The sequence below is a fragment of the Algoriphagus pacificus genome, assembly GCF_017254845.1.
GTDB classification, from domain to species: Bacteria; Bacteroidota; Bacteroidia; order Cytophagales; family Cyclobacteriaceae; genus Algoriphagus; species Algoriphagus pacificus.
Window position 1 is genome coordinate 234,525 of the sequence record NZ_JAFKCU010000005.1, and the last position, 24,290, is coordinate 258,814.

The 24,290-nt window shown below is 39.1% G+C and carries 14 protein-coding genes; 6 read left to right on the forward strand and 8 right to left on the reverse strand.

What is annotated here, in order from left to right:
• From J0A69_RS18520 to J0A69_RS18545, 6 genes are all read left to right on the forward strand, one after another.
• The gene (locus tag J0A69_RS18520; RefSeq protein WP_206588115.1) at positions 1-5,409 is read left to right on the forward strand and encodes an AAA family ATPase; all 5,409 of its coding nucleotides are present in this window, start codon (positions 1-3) and stop codon (positions 5,407-5,409) included.
• An 88-nt stretch (positions 5,410-5,497) separates the two neighbouring features.
• The gene (gshB, locus tag J0A69_RS18525) at positions 5,498-6,487 is read left to right on the forward strand and encodes a glutathione synthase (RefSeq protein WP_206588116.1); all 990 of its coding nucleotides are present in this window, start codon (positions 5,498-5,500) and stop codon (positions 6,485-6,487) included.
• Entirely contained in the window at positions 6,471-7,541 is a 1,071-nt protein-coding gene (locus J0A69_RS18530; protein WP_206588117.1) for a deoxyribonuclease II family protein, read from the forward strand. The genes gshB and J0A69_RS18530 overlap by 17 nt, the downstream gene beginning before the upstream one ends.
• Positions 7,542-7,562: 21 nt before the next feature.
• Entirely contained in the window at positions 7,563-8,906 is a 1,344-nt protein-coding gene (locus J0A69_RS18535) for a glutamate-cysteine ligase family protein (protein ID WP_206588118.1), read from the forward strand.
• Between the two features lie 65 nt (positions 8,907-8,971).
• Complete coding sequence (locus J0A69_RS18540; protein WP_206588119.1) at positions 8,972-9,739, forward strand: hypothetical protein; 768 nt, start codon at positions 8,972-8,974, stop codon at positions 9,737-9,739.
• Positions 9,739-11,067, forward strand: a complete 1,329-nt coding sequence (locus tag J0A69_RS18545) for a hypothetical protein (RefSeq protein WP_206588120.1) — start codon at positions 9,739-9,741, stop codon at positions 11,065-11,067. The genes J0A69_RS18540 and J0A69_RS18545 overlap by 1 nt, the downstream gene beginning before the upstream one ends.
• A gap of 90 nt (positions 11,068-11,157) precedes the next feature.
• Here the strand turns inward: J0A69_RS18545 and J0A69_RS18550 are convergent, their stop codons facing one another.
• The 8 genes from J0A69_RS18550 to J0A69_RS18585 all read right to left on the reverse strand — a co-directional run bounded on the left by J0A69_RS18550 (position 11,158) and on the right by J0A69_RS18585 (position 24,289).
• On the reverse strand, positions 11,158-13,062 hold the full coding sequence (locus J0A69_RS18550) for a c-type cytochrome (protein ID WP_206588164.1): 1,905 nt from the start codon (positions 13,060-13,062) through the stop codon (positions 11,158-11,160).
• Positions 13,063-13,087: 25 nt separating this feature from the next.
• Positions 13,088-14,881 carry a 3-keto-disaccharide hydrolase gene (locus J0A69_RS18555; RefSeq protein WP_206588121.1) on the reverse strand — a complete coding sequence of 598 codons (1,794 nt, stop codon included), beginning with the start codon at positions 14,879-14,881 and terminating at the stop codon, positions 13,088-13,090.
• A gap of 78 nt (positions 14,882-14,959) precedes the next feature.
• A complete protein-coding gene (locus tag J0A69_RS18560) occupies positions 14,960-16,579 on the reverse strand; it encodes a RagB/SusD family nutrient uptake outer membrane protein (RefSeq protein ID WP_206588122.1) in 1,620 nt (539 codons plus the stop codon).
• 12 nt (positions 16,580-16,591) lie between these two features.
• A complete protein-coding gene (locus J0A69_RS18565; RefSeq protein WP_236032997.1) occupies positions 16,592-19,873 on the reverse strand; it encodes a SusC/RagA family TonB-linked outer membrane protein in 3,282 nt (1,093 codons plus the stop codon).
• A gap of 154 nt (positions 19,874-20,027) precedes the next feature.
• Positions 20,028-21,119, reverse strand: a complete 1,092-nt coding sequence (locus J0A69_RS18570; protein ID WP_206588123.1) for a FecR family protein — start codon at positions 21,117-21,119, stop codon at positions 20,028-20,030.
• 130 nt (positions 21,120-21,249) lie between these two features.
• Entirely contained in the window at positions 21,250-21,816 is a 567-nt protein-coding gene (locus J0A69_RS18575) for an RNA polymerase sigma factor (protein ID WP_206588124.1), read from the reverse strand.
• Positions 21,817-22,346: 530 nt separating this feature from the next.
• Complete coding sequence (locus J0A69_RS18580; RefSeq protein ID WP_206588125.1) at positions 22,347-22,451, reverse strand: hypothetical protein; 105 nt, start codon at positions 22,449-22,451, stop codon at positions 22,347-22,349.
• Positions 22,452-22,888: 437 nt separating this feature from the next.
• Positions 22,889-24,289: a hypothetical protein gene (locus tag J0A69_RS18585; RefSeq protein ID WP_206588126.1), complete on the reverse strand. Its 1,401-nt coding sequence runs from the start codon at positions 24,287-24,289 to the stop codon at positions 22,889-22,891.
• Position 24,290: the final 1 nt, after the last annotated feature.

Below are 24,290 nucleotides of genomic sequence, written 5' to 3' on the forward strand. Positions count from 1 at the left end.
TTGAAAGCAAATCGAAGCATTAGAATAGCTGAAACTATACCCGGCTATACTATTGTCGAGATTGTATACGAATCAGCACCCCATATCATCTTCCTTGCCAAGCGTGAGGAAGATGGCAAGGAGGTCGTGCTTAAAACTTTGCAAGACAAATACCCTAAAAAAGAAAATCTAGCCAGTATTCAGAGGGAATACAACATCATTCAAAAGCTTCAATTTGAAGGAATTATCCAAAGCAATAAGCTCATTGAGTTTGGAAATGGCAGCTTAGCCATCGAAATGGAGCACTTTGGGATTTCTGTAGAAGAATATCTCTCGATTTTTGAAAAGAAAATCTTACCCCTTCAGGATTTTTACACGCTGGCAATCAAACTGGTCAAAATATTGGATCAGCTTCATGAGCATGATGTTGTCCATAAAGATTTAGTTCCAAGGAATATTCTGATTGATCCAGAAAGTGGTGATCTCAGAATCATTGACTTCAGCAATTCTTCAGAATTATCCCGAGAGCATCAAGAGTCAACTTTAGCAAAAAACATTGAAGGTTCTCTTCCTTACATGGCTCCGGAGCAAACGGGCCGTATGAACAGGGACATCGATTACAGAACTGATTACTATACTTTGGGCATTACCTTTTATCAGATGCTAACAGGAAAACTCCCTTTTCAGGCCAATGATGCCTTGGAGTGGGTTCATTGTCATATCAGTAGGCAACCATCACCTGCGATTGAAATCAATCCTAAGCTTCCGATTTCTCTTTCTTTGATTGTGGAAAAAATGATGTCTAAAAATGCAGAAGATAGATATCAGAGTGGTTATGGATTGATTGCGGATCTCAAAAAATCTCAAGAAGCCTACTTAAAAGGAAGCCTGGAAGAGACATTTCAGTTGGCAACTTTGGATAATTCCAGTCATTTTCAAATTCCGCAAAAGCTGTATGGTAGGATAAACGAGTTAAAAAAGCTGGTAGCTTATTTTGAAAAAACCACTCAAGGGAATGTAGAATTTGTCCTGGTTTCCGGCTATTCAGGAGTTGGGAAATCAGTATTGGTTCAGGAATTAGGTAGATCCATTGTCAAAAAGCGGGGCTATTTAATCCAAGGAAAATTCGAGCAGTTCAGGCAAAACTCCGCCTACATTGCTTTGTCTAAAGCCTTCCGGGATCTAATCCGCCAATTACTAGGCGAACCTGCTGAACGATTGGAGTTTTGGAACAAAAAGCTGACGAAAGCACTCGAAACCAATGCTCAGTTAATTATTGAGCTCGTTCCTGAACTAGAATTGATTATAGGCACGCAGCCTCCTGTACTTGAATTATCACCAAATGAAACCCAAAACAGGTTTCTAATAGTATTCATCAACTTTGTTAAGGTTTTCACAGCAGAGCAACATCCTTTAGTCATTTTTCTGGATGATCTACAATGGAGTGATATTCCCACACTCAATTTGATCCAACGTTTGGTAACTAGCCAAGAATTGAATCATTTGATGATTATCGGAGCTTTTCGAGACAATGCAGTGGATGATGCACATCCTTTGACGCTGACTCTTGAGGAGATTCATAAAAAAAGACCAGTAGAAAATCTAGCCCTTCAACCACTTACAAAAGAGACTGTAGATCAGATAATCATGGACACCATGAATATAAGCCATGAGCAATCTACCGAATTGAGTGAATTACTATTTGAAAAAACTGGTGGAAATCCATTTTTCACCATTGAGATACTAAAGAACCTTCATGATCAATCAGTTATTTATTTTGATCAACATTCAGGTATCTGGACTTGGGACATCGAAAAAGTCAAAAATGTAGAACACTGTGATAATGTGGTGGATTTTTTGGTAGCCAGTCAGCATAGGCTTCCCGAGTCCACTCAGTATGTGTTGCAGTTGGCAGCATGTATCGGGGCAACTTTCGACCTTAAAAACCTTTCTATAATTCGGGAAGGATCGATGGAGGAGACAGCCAGCGAACTTTATGAAGCACTCAAATCCAACATTATCATTCCTCTGAATGAAAATTATAGGTTAGTTGGCTTGACCAATAGTTTGCTCAAAAATCAAAAAAACAACCTGGCAGAAACGAGTGAAAATCTGGTTAACCCAACCTATAAATTCCAACATGATCGGGTACAGCAAGCGGCTTATTCGCTGATTGAACCATGTAAAAGAAAAGCACTTCATCTTTCTATTGGAAGGTTAATCCTCAGCCATTTGGACCCAGACGAGTTTGATGAAAAACTAATGGACATTGTTGGACATTTAAATGAGGGTAGATCCTTGGTAAATGACCCAAAAGAGCAAGAGGAAATTGCTGAATTAAATCTTCACGCAGGTATTAAAGCCAAGCAGTCTTCGGCTTATTTGGCGGCTTTGGAATATTTAAAAATAAGCTTTGAAATCGTCAAAGAGCAGGCATGGGAAAGCAATTACCCTTTCATGTGGAAGCTCAGTGAAGAAATACAAAACTGCTTTTACTTGACCGGGGATTGGGAAAATGCCAACACCTGGACAGAGATTATGCTTTCGCATGCCAAAACTCCAATTGAAAAGGGTTTGGTACTTTCTGCAAGAACCAGACAGTATGCCACAATCGGCAAAATGCAGGAATCAATTCAAGCTGCTTATGAAGGGCTTTCCATTTTGGGATTTGACTTTAAAAAGGTGCCTTCGGAGACAGATGTAGCAGAAGAGATCAAGTTAGTAGCAGTTCATCTTCAAGAAAGAGAAATTGCAGATTTGATTAATATGCCTGCTCTGAGCGACCCAAAGGCCAGAATTGCAAGCAATCTCTTGATGGAAATTTTTCCAGCGGCCTTCCTATCAGGTTCAGGAATGACATTTCCATACCTGGTTTTGAAGTCTGTAAACATCTCTCTTGAGTTTGGTAATTCTCCCGAAACTGCATTTTCCTACGCAGCCTATGGCATGTTGCTTTGCGGATATTTCGATGATCAGGCCAAAGGCTTTCAGTTCGGAAAACTTGGAGTAGATCTGATAGAAAAATATGAGGACATATCTCTGAAATCCAGAATCCTCTATGTCTATACCATGTTTGTGCACCACTGGAGCAATCACTGGTCATCCATGACACCATGGTTCAGAAAGGGAATTGAAACAGGGTATCAATCCGGTGATTTATTATACTTGGCATATAGTGCCCAGGATTGTGTGATTTGGGATCCACAACTGGATTTGGAGACTGCTTCAAATGAACAGAGAAAGCTGCTCAAAATTGTAAAGGAATGTGATTATCAGGATTCTTACGATTCAGGCACGTTGTTTCTTCAGATGCAACTCAATTTCCAAGGCCTTACTAAAGATCTTTATTCTTTGACGGATGAATCTTTTGATGAGTCTCTCTGTGTTCAAGGGATGTTTGATCGGCATTTCATGACTGGAATTGCCAATTATCATATTTACAAAGCAGAAATCCATCTCTTATACAATGATTTCCAAGGAGCACTTTCTCATGTTTTAGAACAGGAAAAACTCATGGCATCAGTCATGTCTTTGCCTCAATTGGTCAGATTTCATATCACTTCTTTTTTGGTTAAATCAAGTTTACTGGAAGGACTAAAAACTGATCATCAGGCAGCATTCCAAAAAAGCATGGAGGAAAGTCTGGAGAGAATAACTCATTGGGCTCAAAACTGTCCTGAGAATTTTCTACATCTACAATACCTGATGGAGGCAGAACTTACCGGATTGACCGGTAACCTGGAAAAAGCTATCAAGTTGTATGAAAAATCCATCTCCTCAGCCAATAAAAATAATTTTGTGAGGGATGAAGCTGTGGCAAATGAGAGAGCTGCTCTTTTTCTAATCAAAAACGGTCTCTCAAAAGCTGCTGATGGTTACTTACAAGCCTCGCACTATTTATACTACCGCTGGGGGGCATATAGAAAAACCGAAGAACTCGAAAAAGCCCATCAAATATTCAGTGGGGCGAATAAATACTCTTCAAATAGAACTGTCAAAGAAACTCTAGGCTCTGCAAATTCTGATACTTTCTCAATGGATTTTCTGGACTTAAGTTCAGTTTTCAGAGCTTCTCAGACCATTTCTGGGGAATTGGTTTTAGATAAACTTCTGAAAGCAACACTTCAGATTTTAATAGAAAATGCTGGAGCACAAGATGGTTTTTTGGTTGAGCAAAAAGATGGTCAAATCATCATTCAGGCACAGAATGGAAATGAAATATCTTCGAAAAAGAAAAATCAGGTTTTGGATCAATCAAATTTCTCAAAACTTCCTTTAAGCCTGATCAATACTGCTTTACGAACCAATCAATCCATAGTAATTGATAATGCCAAAGAGGAAAACTCTTTCTCTTCAGATCCTTATTTTCAGATCAATCAGCCTCTTTCTATTATGTGTGTACCACTTTCTAACCATAGTCAATGGAAAGTTGCGGTATACTTGGAGAATAACCTGACCCATAGTGCTTTCACTGAAGAACGAGTCAAAATCATCAAACTGTTGGCTGGTCAGGCGGCTATTTCGATCGAAAATGCCAGAATTTATGAGGAGCAAGACAAGCTTCTAAAAGCACAACAGCGCTTTGTTCCAATTCAGTTTTTGAAGCATTTGGGACACAATGACATTGCAAAGGTCAAACTTGGAGAATCAGTCTCTATGGAAATGAGCGTCTTGTTTTCTGATATTAGAGAATTCACACCTTTGGTAGAATTGCTTTCTCCTCAGGCTGTAATTGAACTCCTAAATCAATATTACAGCAAATTGGGTCAGCATATTTCGGAAAGCGGTGGGTTCATAGATTCCTATGCAGGAGATGAGATTTTAGCGCTTTTCGCAGTACCTGCCACTCAGGCAGTGGAAGCAGGAATCAAGATGGGCCAATCACTTTGGAAATTCAATCATGAATCAGGAGTCAAGGGAAGGCCGATTTTAAAAATGGGCATTGGAGTAAATACGGGGCCTCTTGTATTAGGAACTATGGGTGGCCAGGACAGAATGCAATGCACAGTTTTAGGTGACACCGTTAATTTGGCTTCGCGGATTGAGCAGTTGACAAAAGTCTATAATTCCCAGTTTATCATTGGAGAGAACACGTACGAAGCCCTGGAAAATCCTGAAAAATACACGATTCGAATGATCGATCGGGTAGCTGTCAAAGGGAAAATGAAAGCTGTAAAACTATATGAAGTGTTGGATGCGGAGAGTGATGAAAGAAGATTTGCCAAAGAGTCAACCTTAAAGCTTTTGCGAGAAGGAATGGAGGTTTACTATCAGCAGAATTTCTCTCTAGCTCACCAATTATTTCGACAGGCATTTGCTATTGATCCTTTCGATCCTGTTTTGTCTTCATTTATTTCCAGATCAAAAAGGTATATTGAAAATCCTCCTCCCAAGGATTGGGCGGGATATGAAAACTTGAATACCAAATAAAACAGCGAATTCTCTGCCTATTTTTGATTATTGGGGAGATCGCTGGCATTTTTAAATTATTCTAACCTCACTTGAAAAAGCGGTACCCATGAAGCCCATTCGAATCGGTTTTGTGATGGATCCCATAGCATCCATCAATCCAAAAAAAGACAGTACGCTTGCCCTGATGCTAGAGGCTCAAAAAAGGGGCTGGGAAGTATCTTATTTGGAGCTAGGTGACTTGTTTATTTCAAATGGAATTCCAGAAGGAAGAATCCATCACGTGGAAGTTTTCAACAATCTTGAAATCTGGTATAAAGATCTTAAAACCACTTTTGAACCCTTGTATAAGCTTGATGTATTGGTTATGCGAAAAGACCCTCCATTTGATATCGAATTCATTATGGCAACCTACATCTTGGAAAAAGCCGCAGATGAGGGTGTTCTTATCTTAAATCAGGCTAACTCCCTTAGAGATGTAAATGAAAAGGTTTATACAGCTTGGTTTCCCCAATGCTGCCCACCTAGCCTATTGACTCGTTCCAAAAGTACGCTATTGGATTTTCTACAAACTCACCACAAAATTGTAGTGAAACCAACCCACAAAATGGGAGGTCAATCAATTTTTGTCTTGTCCGAAGGAGATCCTAATACCCAGGTGATTTTAGAGGAAATCACGAAAAAGGAAACTTGCTTCATTCAGGCCCAGGCATACATTCCTGAGATAGAAACTATTGGCGACAAGAGAATTCTCCTTATTGATGGAACTCCTATTCCATACGGGATCGCAAGAAAACCCAGACCGGGAGATCATCGAGGAAATCTCGCTGTCGGCGCTTCTGCTGAAGGATTCACATTGACTGAAAGGGATCTTTGGATCTGCGAACAGCTGAAACCTATGCTTTTGGAAAAAGGTCTCTTTTTCGTTGGAATCGATGTAATTGGGGATTATCTAACAGAAATCAATGTAACCAGCCCAACTGGAATTAAAGAAATTAACCATCATTTCAATCTGGATATTGCAGCAACATTTTTCGACTCCTTGCATCAAAAATTAATCGATCATCAAACTTTTAAAAATCATGATTTCTCCACTTAGCAATCAATCAGGAAAGCCAGTTGACTGGTGGTTTTTGTACAAACTTCCTATGAAAATCGGTCCTGAAAATAACACAACAGGCTTTGAATTTCTTTATATGGATTCGAGTTCTACGGAAGGATTGTCCTTATCTCCGATCCATTTAGATCATGATCAATCTGCCTTTGGATTGACCTTGAAACAAGTTTTTTCAGATGATCCAGACCATGGCTATGTGCTATGGAATGATGAAATCCCTCCCTCGACAACAGTACCTAATCCTGTCAATGTAGGGACAAAAGGACATTCCAAAGGAATCCTTGCTTTCTGTAAAAAAACCAATTCCGCATTTTATTTGCTTCACTCGACACCGAGATTCCCTCTAAAGGGCCAGCTGGATCTACCGGAAGACGAAAAAAAGTTTGGGCAAACCTTTTTATGTGTTTCCCTAAAAGATATGGATACAGCAAACAAACTTGCTGAATCTATACAAATGCAGGTTGAAGCCCAAGTGTATGATAGTCTCTTGCCAGGAATTGAAAGCACAGACGCAATTTATAAGTTGGCAAAAAACGAAGGGTTTGTGGCACCAAGCTCTACCGCCAAAATTGATTTTTTATCTGCCAAAGGAGAGAAATTCACCTACATCGCCAAAAATAAAAGATGGAGCGAACCGCCACATGGAGTCCAGTATGGAAAGGATTTTTGGAAAGATTTAGTTGCTCCAGGACTTAACTGTAAACTGGATGTAGAAACATGGAGAAGAGGCTTAGTCTTTGGAGATTCCACCGGTAGAGTTGCAGGAGAAACAGAAGATATTGTTGACTTGGATTTTGGTAAAATTGGCCTCACTGGATATACATGGCCATTCTCAAAAGATCATGCGAAATGGGGGATTTCAATAAAAAGCGATCCTGGATATATCATCATTGCAGATATCAACAGGCAAGTCAGCCAAGAGAAAAGAGGTGGAGGAGGTATTGCATTTCAAAACACTAGCCTTTGGAAAAATCTAGATGCAGTGGAAATAATTGAAAAAACAATAGAAGACGATCCCCATCATGACGTCAGCTAATTTTCTTGTATCTTCCAATCCATGAGCGCAGATTTTTTGAGTCAGGACACCGTAAATGAGTGGATAAAAAGGGAACTTTTTCAGCCCAAAAAATCAATTTATCCTACCGGTGAAGTAGGCAAAATTGGAATTGAACTTGAAGCTTTTCCCTATACTTTTTCAAAAGAAAACAAGCCTATTCCTGTTCCGCTTAATGATCAGAACTTTTCTCTTATGGATAGATTGGCTAGCCTTTCTCAAGAAAAAAGAGCAGAACTCATTTATGGCGGATCACAATTGGATAAAATCCTTTTTCCAAACGGCACGAGCATCCAATTTGAACCAGGAGGACAAGTAGAAATTGCTACTACCCCTCATCCAAGCTTAAGTGAATTGGAGGCTGATTTGGAATCAAAACAGCAAATCTTTGATCAACTCACTGCTGAAAATCAAATTCATTTTGGCCAATATGGAACAAATCCCTGGTTTCAAAACTCTGAAATTGGCCTCCAATTACAGAAACCCAGATACCAGGCTTTAGAGTCTTATCTAGACAAAATCTCACCTTTTGGAAGACAAATGATGAGACAAACTTGCTCTCTGCATGTCAATTTAGATTTGGGTGAGAATGAAGAAATCCAAGTAAAACGGATACTTGTATCGAATCTGCTGGTCCCATTTATAGCTGCTATTTTTGCCAATTCAGCTCATTTAGGAGGAAAAGCAACAGGTAAGCTTTCTTATAGAAGAATGCTTTGGCAGCAGTTAGATCCATTAAGAACAGGGCTTTTTCCAAAACTTGAAAATATCAAATCAATCCAAATAGAAGACTTGGTTCAGGCTTATGAAAAATTGATTTGGAACGCGCCATTGGTCTTTGTGCCTGATTTTGGTAGTCAGGAATTTTCACACCCTTTTACCTTTCAAAACTGGGTGGAAAACCCAATTCAATCGACATCTCCAAATTTCAATCACCTAAAAAATCATTGTTCTCTACTTTTTCCGGAGGTGAGAATGAAAGGATTTTTGGAAATAAGAACAGCTGATTCGCTTCCTCGAAAATGGCAACTTACTCCTGCTTATTTTCTGGCAGGAATTCTCTATTCAAACAGACATTTGGATGAAGCATTTGAACTTTTGGCTAACCTATCCCCAAAAATCCAGCAACAATTAGATCTGTGTACAGACGGGCTCAAATCAGAACTTCTATTTCAACCCGCAAAAGAACTGATGGGAATTGCAATCCATGGGCTCAAAGAATTGCCTGAATCTTTTGTGGGAAAAAAAAGTATTCCGGTACTCACAGAATTTTCAGAAAGATTCACTCAAAAAAGACTGACAGTTGCCGAAGAAATGATATATGATTTTTTTAATGGTAAAACATGATTTTTTCTATATATTGAATCATTAACGATTATTTTTCTAATATCTCAACTTTATAAATCTCAATAATGAGTGATTTTTCTCAACTCCAACAGGTCCTTTCCAAAATCAAATCCGAAAAGAATTTACCGATAGTAGTTTTTGATTTGGATGACACTCTGTTTTCCACCGCACGAAGAAACCTGGTAATTATCCAGAACTTCGCAGCTATTCAAGGGGACGACTTCCCTGATTTTGTCGCAGTTGCCAATAAGCTGAAACTCTCAGATATGAATTGGAGTGTGACCTACGCCCTGACCAATTCAGGACTTGATCCCAACAGTCAATCCTTAGATCCTTTTATCAAGTATTGGGGATCAACCTTTTTTACTGATACTTATGTTTCTCTCGATTTACCTAATCCTGGAGCTGTGGATTTTGCCAATGCCTGTCATGAGGCTGGCGCCTTAATCTACTATCTAACTGGAAGGCATATCGGTGATCGAGGCTTGGATAATGGAATGGGCCAAGGAACTACGCTTTCCCTGACTAACAATGGATTCCCCTTTTGGAAAGGGAGATGTGAGCTTAATTTAAAAGCTGACAAATCCGAAAAAGATGTGGATTATAAAAACCAGGCTCTGGCAGCAATAAAATCCCTGAAAGGAACTGTGGTAGCTACTTTTGACAATGAACCTGGAAATGCAAATCTATTCCATCAAAACTTTCCAGATGCCTCCAATTTTTGGGTAAAAACCACTTGGAATCCCAACGACAAAGCTCCAACCGATGGACTATATGTAATTCCTGATTTTTCAGAATGGAAAAATGATAAAACCACTAAAGCATCCTACTGATGAATAACTCTTTTGAATATTGCCTGGGTCCGGCAAGAAAAATAGCACAACTGTACCCACCTGCAAAATATGCCAATGCAGATTTAAAATTTAAAAAATTGACTGATGTCATCGAGCACTACACAAAACATTCTTTAAAGGCCGATGGGATAAAAGGAATTGAAAATGTAAGCGCAAGACTCCAAAAAGGTGAATACCATATCAAAATAGAGGGTAGTACAGACAAAAAGATTTTAAAATCATTTGCAAAAAGACATGTAAAAGTTTTTGGGCCAGAGTATGCTCAAAAAGCAATCAAAGGCATGAAATTGATGAAGAAATTGGGAGTTTGGAATCCCATGAAAGACTATCATGTCAACCTCAATCCAAACGATGGTACTTCCAAGTGGCAGCTTTTCCCTCCCTTAGGTCTGAATATGATTGGACAAAGAGGATTGCTATTGATGCATTATCCACCTTGGGCAGTATTGCAAGCAGGATCATTTGACAATGCCATGACTATGCAACGCTGGTCAAGGATGTTGACTTCTTCCGGTGTAGCTGAAGAAGATGTGGATTATTATAAGACTTTTATCGACGTGAATCCAGTGGCAGCCCCAGGTTCAGGTGAAAGCGAATATCCAAATGATTACATGCCTATCATGATGGCTTCTGCTTTTTTTGATAGGCCAAAAGACCGAGACTATATCAAGTCCATGCTGGAACTCTTTTTAAATCCTCCTGGAATGGATAAAGACAGTAAATACACTTTGCCACTTTTGATTTGTGGCTCTCCCCTATACGATCCACAGGCTCCAGGATGGTTTAGAACGGCCTATCCTGATATTCTTCCTCAGGTAGATAATATCCCTCAGGTGAATGTACTGCAAGCTGGAAAATTCAAGATTTTCCCAGATTCAAAAAAAGAAACCCCTTACCTCATTGGCAATCATATGATCGCAGCTGGAGTAACAGGAAAATGTACTCCTGATTCAAGCAAAATGCCAGATATAAGATTGTATGAAGCACAGGATTTGGTAGCAGCTACTTTCTTACAACTCTATTCACAAAACCCTGATATCGATCCGGAAGTAGCCAAAGCCCAAGCCTGCAAAAGATGGTTTGGGAATGAGGAAGGAACAGGTAGTCCTGAACCAGAAAGTGAAGATGATAAACTAGCAATTTGTGCCCTTGCACAAATGGATCTGTTTTTTGCGTCAAAACCCACTTCTCACCCTTTGTATTCCTATGAAGAAGCCTGCGAAAGATGCAAGCAAAAAGGTGTTATGGATAATCCATGCTTTGATTCCATCAAACCTACGGATCCCAGAAAAATTTCGAATTGTTAAACCACTAACTTTTATAAAAGGAAAAACCCGAGACCTAATAGGTTTCGGGTTTTTTATTCCAAATCAGACCTGATTTGACTTAACGCTCTATTATTTACTATCCAGTGAATTGATCCATCGAGCAATTTTCAATGCATCTTCTCTTTTCACCTGTGGCATTGGAGCCATTGGAGTTGCATATCCTGGCCAGTTTTCAGGCTTTGGATTATAGATCAACTCAACAATTTTTTCTGGAGTATATTTTCTTTTCGCAATCTCATTAAATCCTGGTCCTACCACTTTTTTATTTGGAGCATGACATGCCACACAAGTGTTTTTGGCAAGCAAAGTCTTGATCTCAGCTTCTGAAGGAATTGCATTGGAAGCTACTGCCTTAGAAGTTGTTGCCTTTGGCTCTGGCTTTTTCTCCTCCACAACTGGAACCGGCTTTGGCTTGATCACCATTTTAGCACCAGTAGGAATATTATTCAAAGTATAATAAGCATCCATATGTACCAATTCATGAGAATCCTGCGCTTCACGGATTCCCGGAAGACTGATTTTATGAACATGGTATTGCTTGATATCTTTTACTGCAATTCTTACGGTCATTCCATCTTCAGATACTTCCACACCCAAGATTTCATGGCTCATGTTTCTAACCGGAGGGCTACCGTAAACTGGATGATATTTATAGGTATAGCTATCAACTGCATAAGAAGCTAGATCTTCTGCTGAGTTTTTGTCTACCGGTTTGGTGAATTCAATTTCAAATCCATCAGGTTTTGCCTTGACTGTTCTCATTTCAAATGGAAGCTCACGGTTCCAAACCAATCGCTGCAAACCTTCATTCGCATCTCCTGCAGAACCCCATCCTCTATTTGTTTCACCTACGAAAAGTGATTGATCTTCCGCAAATACCATTCTAAGAACACCAGACTGGAATCCACTTCTGAAGTCGATAGAAGCACCTTGATACTCACCATTTACTTTTTCAAGGAAAACACGCATGATTTTACTCTGACCTTGATCACCTACCAGAATCTGACCTGCGAATGGACCATAGAAATTATCTGGAATAACGATTGGCTCAGAAGTGGAAATCCCATGAACACCATAAGGGAACCAAACAGCAGGAAGTTTAATTTGAGGAAGAGATTTCTTTGCTTCGTAAAGCGTTATGAAATTATCATCTACCACATTTTCCGGCTTGATATATCGTCCATTCTCATCCTTTACTCGCTGAGGATCAACAATCTTATCAAACTGTTCTGTTGTCATCTTGATTGGAGAATTAGGAATCCCAGACCATTTCAACCCTGCCGGATGGCCAGTGAAATCACCTTTTTCCACATGCCAAAGACCACCTGATCCTTGGTAATCTCCTTGATTTTCTGTGTAAAACACTTCACCATACAACATTCCTACCCCAGCTGGAGATCGCATACCAGTAGCAAAAGGCTCGATCGTTCCATCTCTATGGATTTTCATAGTCCAACCTCTGAAAGGTACTCGACTCTCTCCTCTCCACCATTCTTGGTCACCAAAAGCCACATTGCCAGTCACGATGAAATTACCATCACTCGCTACTTTTGGACCAAAGCTGTACTCATGATAATGAGAAGATAATGGCCATGCAGCAACTGTTTCATACAAATCAGCTTGACCATCTCCATTGGTATCTACCATTTTGGTCAATTCTCCTCTTTGCGCAGCATAAAATGCTCCGTCTTCGAAATAAAGACCTAAGGCCTCATGAAGACCGGAAGCAAATTTCTTGAAATATGGTCGAGTCGAAGTTGGGTTTTCAACCACAAACACGTCTCCTCTACGGGTAGAAACACCCAAATTACCATTTGGCAACATGGTAAGTCCTCCCACTTCCAAAAGCAAACCTTCTGGAGCAGGAACTCTTGCTATTTTAAAGTAATCTTCCTCTTTTGGAGATTCCTGAGCTAGGGTGGCATGTACTAATCCGAAACAAAGTGCCCCTAGTAATATTTGTTTAATAGTCATCTTTTTCATCTTCTTCAGGCCAGGATTAAAACAATAAAACATAGCTCAACTTCGATTTAAGCGGCAAGTAAATACCTTCCGATCCCACTTGAGGCGTAGCATCCTCTGTCAACACTTCCAGATATGCCCCTGTATCTTCCACGAGATATAATGTTTTTGACACCTTTTTCAAGGATTTACCAGGCATGATTTTTACTTGATATCCTTGAGAAGTTCCTGAAATTTCCATTTCTCTAACAACTCCTTTTCCGTCTTCCATCAGCTTAATATGATCTTTCAGAGTCAGTCCTGATGCGGATTTTGCTCCAAATTCCATATCACCATTTCCTAAGATTTGGTAACCTGTACCTTTCAAAGCGATGTCAGATGGTTGAAAAGATGGAGTCAATAATAATGGAGTATCCAAGCTTAATTCGGTAACTACTCCCAAAGGTCTTGAAACACCATTTCCTCTGCTATGCCACATAGGCGTGGCATCTATAAATGCACCTCTCCAGACTCTGATCAATTGATTTGTTTCAAGGTCATAAGTGAAATGAGTTCCAAATTCACTGGATACAGAAACTGCATGTGAAAGCTTGGTTCTATTTGGTAGCTCAACAAAACTTCGCAAAACAGGAGTTTCATTGCTTTCCACCCAAATTGGATCCACTGAATTGTCAAAAGACAAAACAGGAGCGCTCAGTTCGGTTGGCCACATACCATCTGCAAAAGCAGAAAGGTTAAATCCTTGTGCTGTCCAATCTCTTGGTTTGGAAACCCAAAGTACATAAGGAACGTCTCCTTGCGGAAGTGATTTTTCGACTCTGGTTCTTCCACCTTTTAAATCAACTGCAGTGCTTCCTGCACCGATTTGCAATGCACCTAAACCTCTTGGCACATCAAGATCGAATGTGTAATTACCAGCTTCTTTAATTTGGATTGTTCCTTCAAATTTGGTCATCGAAGCTCCTGAAACTCCGGATTTAAAATCATCAAATGAATTGATTTTCCCAGAATTATCGGCTTTCAAAGCACTTGCTTCCGGAAACTCATTAAATGATCCAGGATAAACAGTATAAGAGATGGATTTAAAATCAGGTGCACTGATATCCATTCTTTTTACCTCTAATGATTGGATGGCAACTGGGCCATGGTCACCTTGAATACGGATTGGTCCTTCAGCAACTTCACCTCCTGCCAAGGCTCCTCTTGTAGGGCCAAAAAGTTCTAAATTTTCATGAATTGTTACGCCATTAAGTCTTACATAGCGAAGTATTGCATTCTGGGTTTTCTCTCCATTTGAAGCAAATCTTGGAGCTTGAAATCCAACTTCCAGAGTCTGCCAAATCCCAGGTGCTTTGCTTACGTTTTGTCTTGGAGCATAACCTTGAAACCCATTTTGTCCAGCTGGCTTTGATTCATCCCAACGCTCATAGACTCCACCATTACTGCCTGACTTTGGATTGGTTTCCTGCCAGCTGTCAAGTAATTGGATTTCATATTGGCCCTGTAGGTACAATCCTGAGTTGGATCCTTCAGCCATCATGTAAACCAGTTTGAGCTCTACATCTCCAAATTTCTCTTCAGAGATCAGATCAGCTCCAGGTTTTTTCTTAGCTGGGGCATTCAATAAAATGGTCCCATCTCCTTCAGCATACAAGGTATGTTCTTTAGCAGATAGGTCTGTCCAAACCTTTCCCACTTCTTTCCAGCTTCCTTTATTATTTGTGAAGGAATCCAGCGTCAGTTTAGATACGGTTTGAGCCTGCGAATTGAAAGTTGGAGCTGCAATAGTCAAAGCTATTCCTAGCCCAAGCAATCTAGGGTTCAAAAGCATAGGTGAATAAATTGATTGATTTTACTAGATATAAAATGAGAAGGTTCGGCAACTGAATGCCAAACCTTCTCAAGCTTTTTAATAACCTGGATTCTGTACCAGGTTAGGGTTTGAGTTCACTTGAATTTCTGGAATAGGGAATAATTCTAAGTTCGGATCAGAACTTGGCTCATGATCCCACCATTCTCCGGTCGTAAACTTACCAAATCTTATTAAGTCTGTTCTACGTTTTCCTTCAAAGATAAATTCTCTTCCACGTTCGGCCAATAACTCATCTAAAGTCAAAGTAGCTGTTGTATAGGCTTCTGAAGCCCAATCTTCGTCCGAAAAAGCTCTTTTCTTAGATTCATTAATCAAAGCAACTGCTTCAGCTGTAGCTTGACCTCCATTTTTACGCATCAAAGCTTCTGCTTTGTTGAAATACAGTTCAGTAAGTCGATAGATGATATAATCATTTTCTTGATAATCAGGATCATCTTTCGTTCCGGACTTATACTTGTTGAATCTAGCACCAGAGTTTTCTTCACCTTCAGTCATGGAACCTTCACCTGTTGCGCCTTCACTGTTTCTTCTGATAGTGTTGACATATACAAGTGGTTCTCCGTCATACTCCTCAGTTCCGATTACCGGCTCATTTGACTGATATTTATATTGAGGACCAAATAGGAACCATTCCTTCTTTCTCACGTCATTTTCTTTGTATGCATCAAAAGCTGAAGGGATAACAACAAACGCATTCCATCCACTGTAAGTCACATTTAAAGCCTCCGACATATTGGAGTATCCCATAAAGAAACCACCCCATCCAAAAGAGAATCCACCTTGTCGGCTAAAAGCAAATTGGAAGATGTTTTCAGGAGAGTTGTGATTGTCATTTCTGAATGGACCGTTAATATCTGGATCCAATCCCATAGCTCCGGTCAATGATCCACCTTCTCCATTGATCACTTTATCTGCATAGGCAATTGATTCATCCCACATAGGAGTACCATTCCATTTTTCAGCATTCAAGTATAGCTCAGATAGCATTGTATAACCAGCTGCTTTGGAAACTCTACCTACCAATTCTTGAGAAAGAGGCTCAAGGTTTTCTACATTCTCCTCAAGTTCATTTTTCACAAATTCAAAAACCTCAGATCTTGGAGCTGTAGGAGGGCTCAATGGCTCACCAACTTTAGTAACAATCGGCACATTACCCCACATATCCATCAGTCTCATGTAGTGATAAGCTCTCATTACTTTGACCTCGGAAATGATGCTTTGTCTTTCTTCTTCAGTCATACCAGCTTTCTCAATGTCTAGGCTCTCTACATCTTCTAGGATAGCATTTACATACCCAACTCCACTCCACATTAAGCTCCAGGCAGAACGCATTCTTGGCTCATTAGCTGTCCAAGTATGGTAGTGAAGACGAATATGATCACCACCATCGTATCCATGACGTCCTTTCTGTGGCCAAGCAATTTGGTCAGCTGCAGACTCACTATGATAGTAAAAACCATTTTGACCTGTAGGCGCCAACCATGCTTGCATGTGAGTAAAAGGCCTTAAGACCCCTTGCATCACCTCCAATTTATTATTGTAAAAATTATCTTTGGACAACTCACTGTAGAAAGTCTCAGAAAGGTCCATACATCCTGCAAATCCCAAAACGAGAAGTGCGATGGCTATGCTATATATTCTTTTGATATTTTTCATTTTTCAGAGTCTTTAGAATGTAACTTTCAAACCTAGCGTATACGAATTGGTGCGGGGATAGAACCCACGATTGTCGATACCAGTCGTAAATCCAGTGTCTTGAAGTTCAGGATCTAGCCCTGAATAGCTGGTGAAAGTCGCCAGATTTCTACCTGTTGCGTACAATCTCAGGTTCTTAACTGTGTTACCTTTCAAATTGAAGTTGTAACCCAAAGTGACATTGTCAAGCTTCACAAAGCTTCCACTTTCTAAGTAATAGTCAGAGAATTGAGGATTATCGTTCAGCTCATTATGTTTGGTAATAGCACTTTCTAAAAGGTTGTTTGGCAACCATGCTTTGTTTCCAAAATAAAGATCTTGGGTGTTCAGGATGTCATATCCAAACTTACCTCTGAAGAAGACAGTCAAGTCAAAGTTTTTATAACGGAAAGAGTTATTCAAACTCGCCATGTATTTAGGCACCCCGTTTCCAATGATTGAAAGATCTTCTGGAGCAATTTGATCAGCAGTAACAGCAGATCCATCAGCTTTTAAGAATAACCACTTTCCATCTTCATTGAATCCTGCGAATTTTTTACCATAGAAGTTACCTACTTTTCCACCTTCAGTCACTCGGATAGCTGCACCTAGGTTTCCTGGAGATGGCAAGAATCCAAATTCTAAATAATCAGCAGAATAAAACTCATTGGAAAGTTGAGTAATCTCATTTCCAATCACGTTTCCTGTGAAATCAATGGAGTAGGTAAAGTCATCTTTGCTAACTAACATAGCATTTAAATACAATTCAACCCCTCTATTTCTGATACTACCTACGTTTGTATAAATGTTATCTCTTACGAAAGGAGGTTGCTGTGCTGTATATCTATTCAACAAGTCAACAGTCTCTCTTTGATAAACATCCAATGAACCTGATAACTTATTGTTGAAGAAGGCAAAATCAACCCCGAAGTTCCACTCTTGCTTTTTCTCCCACTTCAAGTTTGGATTTGGGTTTCTAGCTGGACCATAAGTCTGATAGTACACTCCATTTTGTGGATATACACCACCTGTACTTAAAGTAACCAAAGACTGATAGTTTGGAATACCTTGGTTACCAGTCACACCATAACCCAATCTCAACTTTAGGTTTTCAACAGAACTTGAGTTTTGAAGGAAAGATTCTTTAGAAAGATCCCATCCAACGGATGCTGCAGGGAAGTTACCCCACTTGTGATTCTCACCGAATTTGGAAGAACCTTCACGTCTCATGATCAATTGACCGAAGATTTTCTCTTTGTAGCTATAGCTTACTCTACCAAATAAGGCAATCAAAGTATTATCTTCTTTGAATGATCCCATTCCTGGTCTTGGCAATTGTGTATTGTTGATAGCAGTACCAGCACCTAAGTTCCAATCCTGAAAAGCATCAGTTGTAAAACCTGAGTTATTGACTGCAAAATCCTCAAAAGTATTGTACTGATAACTATATCCTCCCAAGACATCAAATGAATGATCTCCAACAACTCTCTTGTAGTTCAAAGTAGACTCAAATACATCTGACCAAGTCAAGGCATTATATTTTCTGGCATAACCTGTTCCTTGGAATTCAGCATTTGGTCTCTGAGCAAAATCTTTCAAAGATCTATATTGTCTATCATTATAAGTATTCTGGGTATGAGCACCAAAAGCACTGATATTCAAGCCTTCTAGAATCTCAAAAGTCAATCTTAAATCACCAGAAAAAGTCTGCTGGTTTCTTTCGTCAGTTCTGTATTCGTATCTCGAAAGTGGATTGTAATTGTTATATGCTTGAGTTTCTACAAAAGTCCCATCAGGGTTTCTGATCGGAGCAGTAGGGTTTCTCTGGATAGCTTGCTCGAAGTCTCCTCCTCCACCACCAAGTAGATTTGCTTTGTTGAAGTTAGTAGCAAGGTTTGCTGCCAATTGTAATCTTCCGTTTACACCGGTTTGATTCAAGTTGATACGAGCACCATACTGTCTTCTTGAATTTTCTTTCGCGATACCTTCCATATCATTGATATAAAAAGATGCACGGTAATTCGAATTCAAAGATCCCCCAGAAGCTGAGAAATTATGATATTGACTGAGGTTTTGTTTGTTGATCAATTCATCATACAAATCTGTAGATGCTCCTAAGTCATTTACTTCTCCAATTAATCCATCAGCAATCAAGCCACGGTATTGAGCTGGAGTCAAGAAGTCAGGCTTTCTTGCTACTGCATCTTTTGAGAAGTAAGTATTGTAATTGAAAGTTGGCTCACCAGCTTTTCCTTTTTTAGTAGTGATCAAAATTACACCGTTGTTACCACGGGTACCATAGATAGCTGCTGCAGATCCATCTTTCAAGACTTCAAAAGAAGCAATATCATCTTGCTGCAACAGGTCCAGATTACCACCTGGGATCCCGTCAATAACGATCAAAGGAGCTAAATTACCAGTGATGGAAGTCACACCTCTCATCTGAATCGCAACGCCAGAGTTAGGATTGTTACCTTCAGTACGAGTAATGCTTAGACCAGCCACTTTACCTTGGATCAGATCCAATGGGCTTCTAACATTGCCCTGAACAAAGCTTTCTTGATCTACTTTGGCTACAGAAGAAGTAATTTCTCTTCTTTTCTGAGTACCATAACCTACTACGACTACCTCATCCAGAGATTTGGTATCGTCTTCCAAAGTCAGGTTAAACATTCTTCTGGAACCGACTTCTAACTCAATGGTTTTCATTCCTATGAAGCTGAAAACAACAACAGACTGCTCAGAGTCAACCGTTAGAGTAAATTTCCCGTCGAGGTCAGTTACTACACCATTGGTAGTGCCTTTTTCAATAACTGATACTCCCGGTAGAGGAGTATTTGTCTCATCTACAATGACACCGGAAATAGTCTCCTTTTTAGCCTCTTGAATCATCACAGAGTTTTGAAGAGGGGAATTACCTCCATTACTCACATGGATGTTGTTGTTTATTTGTTTGAACTTCAATCCGGTCTGGAGTGAGAATTCAACCAACATATCATAAAGAGAACCGTTTGTCTGAATTGATACCTCTGGGATATCTTTCAGCACTTTGTTGGTATATACAAAGTTGAAACCGGTCTCCGCTTCGATCCTTGCAAACGCCTGGAGTACACTTGAATTGGTGAACTCAAGTGAAATAGGTACTTCATCTATTTTTTTTACCTGCGCATTGCCATTATTGGCAAATAACAGGCTCATAGACAAGCACTGAATAAAGAAAATATAGAGTATTCTTTTGGACATAGCCAATACATGTAAGAGTATGACTTTTTTCATAACTTTACGAAGTGTTTATACTGTGAAGAATAGTGTAATCATCTGGATCTGAAAGAAAAGTAGTCTTATGACTTTCAGTCCGTAATCTGCTGGAGGTGTTGCCGCACCTTCAGCTTTTTTTTTAAAAATGAGTTTCGTTCATAGGCTAATAGAATTAGGGTTTAAATTTTAAGTTGACTTTTTTACCATCGATGGTATAGCTAAACCGAGAAGAATAGCTCATCCCATCCAATATATTTTTAAGTGATTCATCTTTGAATTCACCCGTTACAAATAGGTTCTTTGGAATATCATTTTCAAAAGTAAAAGTGACTCCAAACCATTTTTCAAGTGAGTGGACAGTCGTAATGAATGGGGTTTTATCAAAAATCAAAGTTTTGTTCATCCAAGCCAATGCTTGTTTAAGATCAAATTGCCCCTTTATCCAAGTAGAGTTATCCAAGGTGGCGAACATTTCTTCGCCGGGAACAAGCTTCTCTTTAAAATCAGAAACTTCACTATTTGTCACCAAAACAGAACCTCTGATCAATGAGACAGAAATGGGTTCCTCTGGATAAGCTTTAATATTAAATGCAGTTCCTAATGCTTGCGTGGAAACTTGTTGGGTTTTGACGATGAAAGGCCTTAAAGAATCTTCAGCTACATCAAAAAATCCCTCACCAACTAATTCAATTTCTCTGATGTCTCCTGAAAAGTTTTTTTCAAAAGTTATTTTACTCTGGGAGTTCAAGGTAACTTCAGTACCATCAGGAAGAAGATAATTTGATTTCACTCCTGCAGGCACTTCCATTGTTTCATAGGACAATTCTACCTCTTGAGTATCATCAAATTTTTGAGATTGGAACCAAACTGCAAAAATGAAACAACCTAAAGCAGAAAAAGCAAATACGGCTGTTCTTATAAAGTTCCTTTTTCTTTTTTGTCGAGATTGTTCTTTATGGTGTTGAATGGCTGACCAACTATCCAGAGAGACTACTTTGGTTTGTCTTTTCAGACCTTCCATATGATCAATCTTATCATTGATCATATTCCACTGTAAATCAATTTCAGAATCAGGCAAAGCAAACCTTTCCTGAGACAAATGAATCAGGATTTTTCTGGCCTTCTCAACCTCTTGAATTTTACTCTTATTGGTAGAAAGAAATTCTTCCCAATACCGCTTGGCTTCAGGATCATTTGTCAAAACCCATTTTCTAAATTCTGGGTCTAAAACAAAATCTTCGGTATTGTATTCTGATTTACTCATAAAGTCCGCATTCTTTAGATAAGTACAGACTTGGCAAAAGTTATCCTTCCAAAAAGATGTTTTTTTTACAAAAATTTAAATTCAATAGAATATTCCGTAAAACCTTAAAAAATAAAATTTACCACTGAGGTTAAAGCGTTTTCTTAAGGCTAGACAAAGCCTTCCAGGCCAGGGTATAAACTGATTTTAGATTGATCTCCATCAATTTCGACGTTTGTTCGTACGAAAGCTGATCAAAAAATAAATGGTTGATTACTTCCTTTTGGCGCAAAGGTAATTCTACCACAGCTGCATGAAGTTTCTTGCGTAAATTCTCATCCCTATTCAGATTAATCAGCTCATTTTCAGGACTGTCAAAAACATATTCTAATTCTGAAACATGTTCCTGAACAATTCCCTTCCGCTTCGTCTCATCCTTTACACCCTTATAGATTTTATTGGATAAGCATTTGAAGAGATAATTTTTGACATTATCCGTTTTTTGAAGATTGGAATGATATTTCCATAAGTCTATAAAGACCTCTTGGATATAATCCTTGACCTGATCTGGCTCATGCAACAAGGAGCAACCAAATCGAAATAAATCATTGATATAGGCTCTATAGATCTTTTCAAGAGCTATTCTATCGCCCTTAATAAAAGAATTCCAGCACGCTACTTCATCAAAAAAATCCTGACTGAGATCAAGGTTTTTCATTCACAAATTTTTCAGGGTCTATCTTTAAAATCCAATTTTTTAAAATAATTTTTAAAAATCAAAACGAATCTGCGGTAATCGGAATAATTAATCCTTCAATAGAAATTTTTCTGATTAGAGGGAAAACTCGGTTTCAACATAAAACAAAGTCCTGTAAATCAAGTGGTTTACAGGACTTTGGTATAAATAAACTTTTTAGTTTTGTCGGGGTGGCGGGATTTGAACCCAAACTTATTAAACCTTTATTTTCAGATAGTTACAAATATTAATTTTTATCAGGTCACCTTAATGGTCTCATTTCTTTTGAGCTTATTTGATCTTTTTTGGAATTTGAATCTACAGTTTTTTCTCAATTAATTGTGCAAAAACCAATAATATATTGATGCTCAATAGGATTTACTAATTCCTTGACAAGGAGATCCTTATACTTAAAAGATTAATTTAAAATATTTTTCGATACCACGTTTTTGCAGATAAACGACCAAAATTTCGTCAAACTCCTTCCTCCTCAATTTCCTTAAGAAATTATTCTAACTTCTTACTTCCTTTTTCTTTACATCCACCACAGTACCAGCAGCTCCTCCGGTTGAAATGGTCACCATTCCCAATACCCTATTGGTACGGTTCAGTAGCATCACTTTGAAGTGCTCAACAAAGTCCAAGCTCTTTATCCCAGGATTCAACCAACACTTCTTAAACCTGTCTGGAACAGGTCACCTTGGGTCTTTGACTTGCTTTAACGTTGTTACTGTAACTCAACTGTATTTCAGCTACAATACCTAAATCAATTTTTCTTTCGGAAGTCTCCATAATCTTTTTCGTTTTTGTGGAACAATGAATTATGAAGCATCTCCAGATCTTGGGCGACAAAGACCTGAAGGAAAAGGAATAAAAAGTGAAGTGAAGCAAACGGCTTTATACCAGAAGCTTCAGGTTGCCCAGAGCCCTCGATCTAATTTTCTGAGGAATTCAAAGGACCAGAAAAGGAATAAATTTTCTTAAAATTAAACAGGTGTTAAAGTGTATTCGGTTTTATTTAAAAAGAATCATTGGATATCACTATTTCAAAAAATCAATTGAAATCAAACTCCGGCAGGAAACCAGCTTTCGAGTCAACTTTATCCGTAATGGATTCCAGGGAAGCCTTTTCTTTGATTTCCTTTTTAAGAAACTTGAAGGACCCTATTTCAAAACCGATCTTGAGCTGAACCCTACTTTTGTAAAAAGAGCTTTGTTCATTAAAAAAAGGATCGATTGATCCGATCACCACTGAACGGATAAACTTACCCATGGGAATCGTTCTTCCAATGGCCATACTAGAAGCCCAGGCTTTTCCTGCATAGTCTCTGGATTCATAGCCTGCCGGGTTGGTAACTGTCACCTGGTTTCTATTGACTGTCCCTTGGGCAAACCAGTTTCCCTTTGCAAACCGGATTCCGGAATAGTAACCAAAGCCTTCCCGGATCAAAGGCTCCTCCTCATCAAACTGCTTTTTCCAGGTAATTCCTCCAAGAAGTGAAAACTGATGCCTCAATCCATAAAAGACTCCACCATCCAACAAAAGACCCTCCCCAAAGGAAGTCAATGGATCATACCAGAGGTTTAAACCAATCCTATGGATAAACTTCTCACCCTTGAGTTCATTGGGTTCGATGAATGCCTTTCGTTTCTTTTCCAATGAAGCAGGAATGGTTTTGATGTTACCCAGAGAATCCACTTTGATTTTGCTGAAGTCCTTTCCAGATTTTTGGATGAATTCATCACTGATATGTGCAGCTTTCTCTGAAGCCAATGCCTTTGCCTGATCATAAGGCATTTCAGATGGTAGTCCGTTTTTGGTCAGCTCTTCCAAGGCTCCCTTTCCATAAAAATCAGGGATTTGCATATTCCTTGGATCTATCTCACCACTTATTTTCCCTGTCAACTGCTCTTCTATTTTGGGCATGATCCACTCATTGGTCAGGGCCTTCAGGTTTTCATTGTTCTGGTCCACCAAGGTTTCCAGATCAGAAACATTCGTCAACTCATCAAGTCTGTTTTGGGATTCCTCTACCCTATTCAATATATTCTGAGAGGCATTTTTGATTTCCTCTCCGGGAATATCCTCACTTTGAACTAAACTCTCCAAAGTCTTCTTTTCATTATCCAACAACACTTTGGTCCTCTCCTTTGCTACTTTCAATAAGCTATCACGCTGGACAGAGTCAGCGGAAACCTCCTTTAATTCTTTGATCTCTTTTTGAAGGGAATCATAGGACTTCTTCAGATCCCGGATCTGCTTGAGTTCTTCCAGGTAGGGGATTTCAGGTTTGTCTGGTAAATTCAGGTCACTTAAACCCGAAGGAAGTCCTTTGGAAAATTGAGAATGAGGAGATTTAATCCCAAAACCTTTTTTTGGGATATTCTGAGCTATTATTGAGGAATTACTCAATAAATAAAGAACAAAAAGTATGTAAACCCTCAATCTCACCATA

What these genes read in the sequence shown, in the direction of transcription:
- gshB (WP_206588116.1), top strand. Translation starts at nt 5,498, where the DNA reads ATGAAGCCCATTCGAATCGGTTTTGTGATGGATCCCATAGCATCCATC.
- J0A69_RS18530 (WP_206588117.1), top strand. Translation starts at nt 6,471, where the DNA reads ATGATTTCTCCACTTAGCAATCAATCAGGAAAGCCAGTTGACTGGTGG.
- J0A69_RS18535 (WP_206588118.1), top strand. Translation starts at nt 7,563, where the DNA reads ATGAGCGCAGATTTTTTGAGTCAGGACACCGTAAATGAGTGGATAAAA.
- J0A69_RS18540 (WP_206588119.1), top strand. Translation starts at nt 8,972, where the DNA reads ATGAGTGATTTTTCTCAACTCCAACAGGTCCTTTCCAAAATCAAATCC.
- J0A69_RS18545 (WP_206588120.1), top strand. Translation starts at nt 9,739, where the DNA reads ATGAATAACTCTTTTGAATATTGCCTGGGTCCGGCAAGAAAAATAGCA.
- J0A69_RS18550 (WP_206588164.1), bottom strand. Translation starts at nt 13,062, where the DNA reads ATGACTATTAAACAAATATTACTAGGGGCACTTTGTTTCGGATTAGTA.
- J0A69_RS18555 (WP_206588121.1), bottom strand. Translation starts at nt 14,881, where the DNA reads ATGCTTTTGAACCCTAGATTGCTTGGGCTAGGAATAGCTTTGACTATT.
- J0A69_RS18560 (WP_206588122.1), bottom strand. Translation starts at nt 16,579, where the DNA reads ATGAAAAATATCAAAAGAATATATAGCATAGCCATCGCACTTCTCGTT.
- J0A69_RS18565 (WP_236032997.1), bottom strand. Translation starts at nt 19,873, where the DNA reads ATGAAAAAAGTCATACTCTTACATGTATTGGCTATGTCCAAAAGAATA.
- J0A69_RS18570 (WP_206588123.1), bottom strand. Translation starts at nt 21,119, where the DNA reads ATGAGTAAATCAGAATACAATACCGAAGATTTTGTTTTAGACCCAGAA.
- J0A69_RS18575 (WP_206588124.1), bottom strand. Translation starts at nt 21,816, where the DNA reads ATGAAAAACCTTGATCTCAGTCAGGATTTTTTTGATGAAGTAGCGTGC.
- J0A69_RS18580 (WP_206588125.1), bottom strand. Translation starts at nt 22,451, where the DNA reads ATGCTACTGAACCGTACCAATAGGGTATTGGGAATGGTGACCATTTCA.
- J0A69_RS18585 (WP_206588126.1), bottom strand. Translation starts at nt 24,289, where the DNA reads ATGGTGAGATTGAGGGTTTACATACTTTTTGTTCTTTATTTATTGAGT.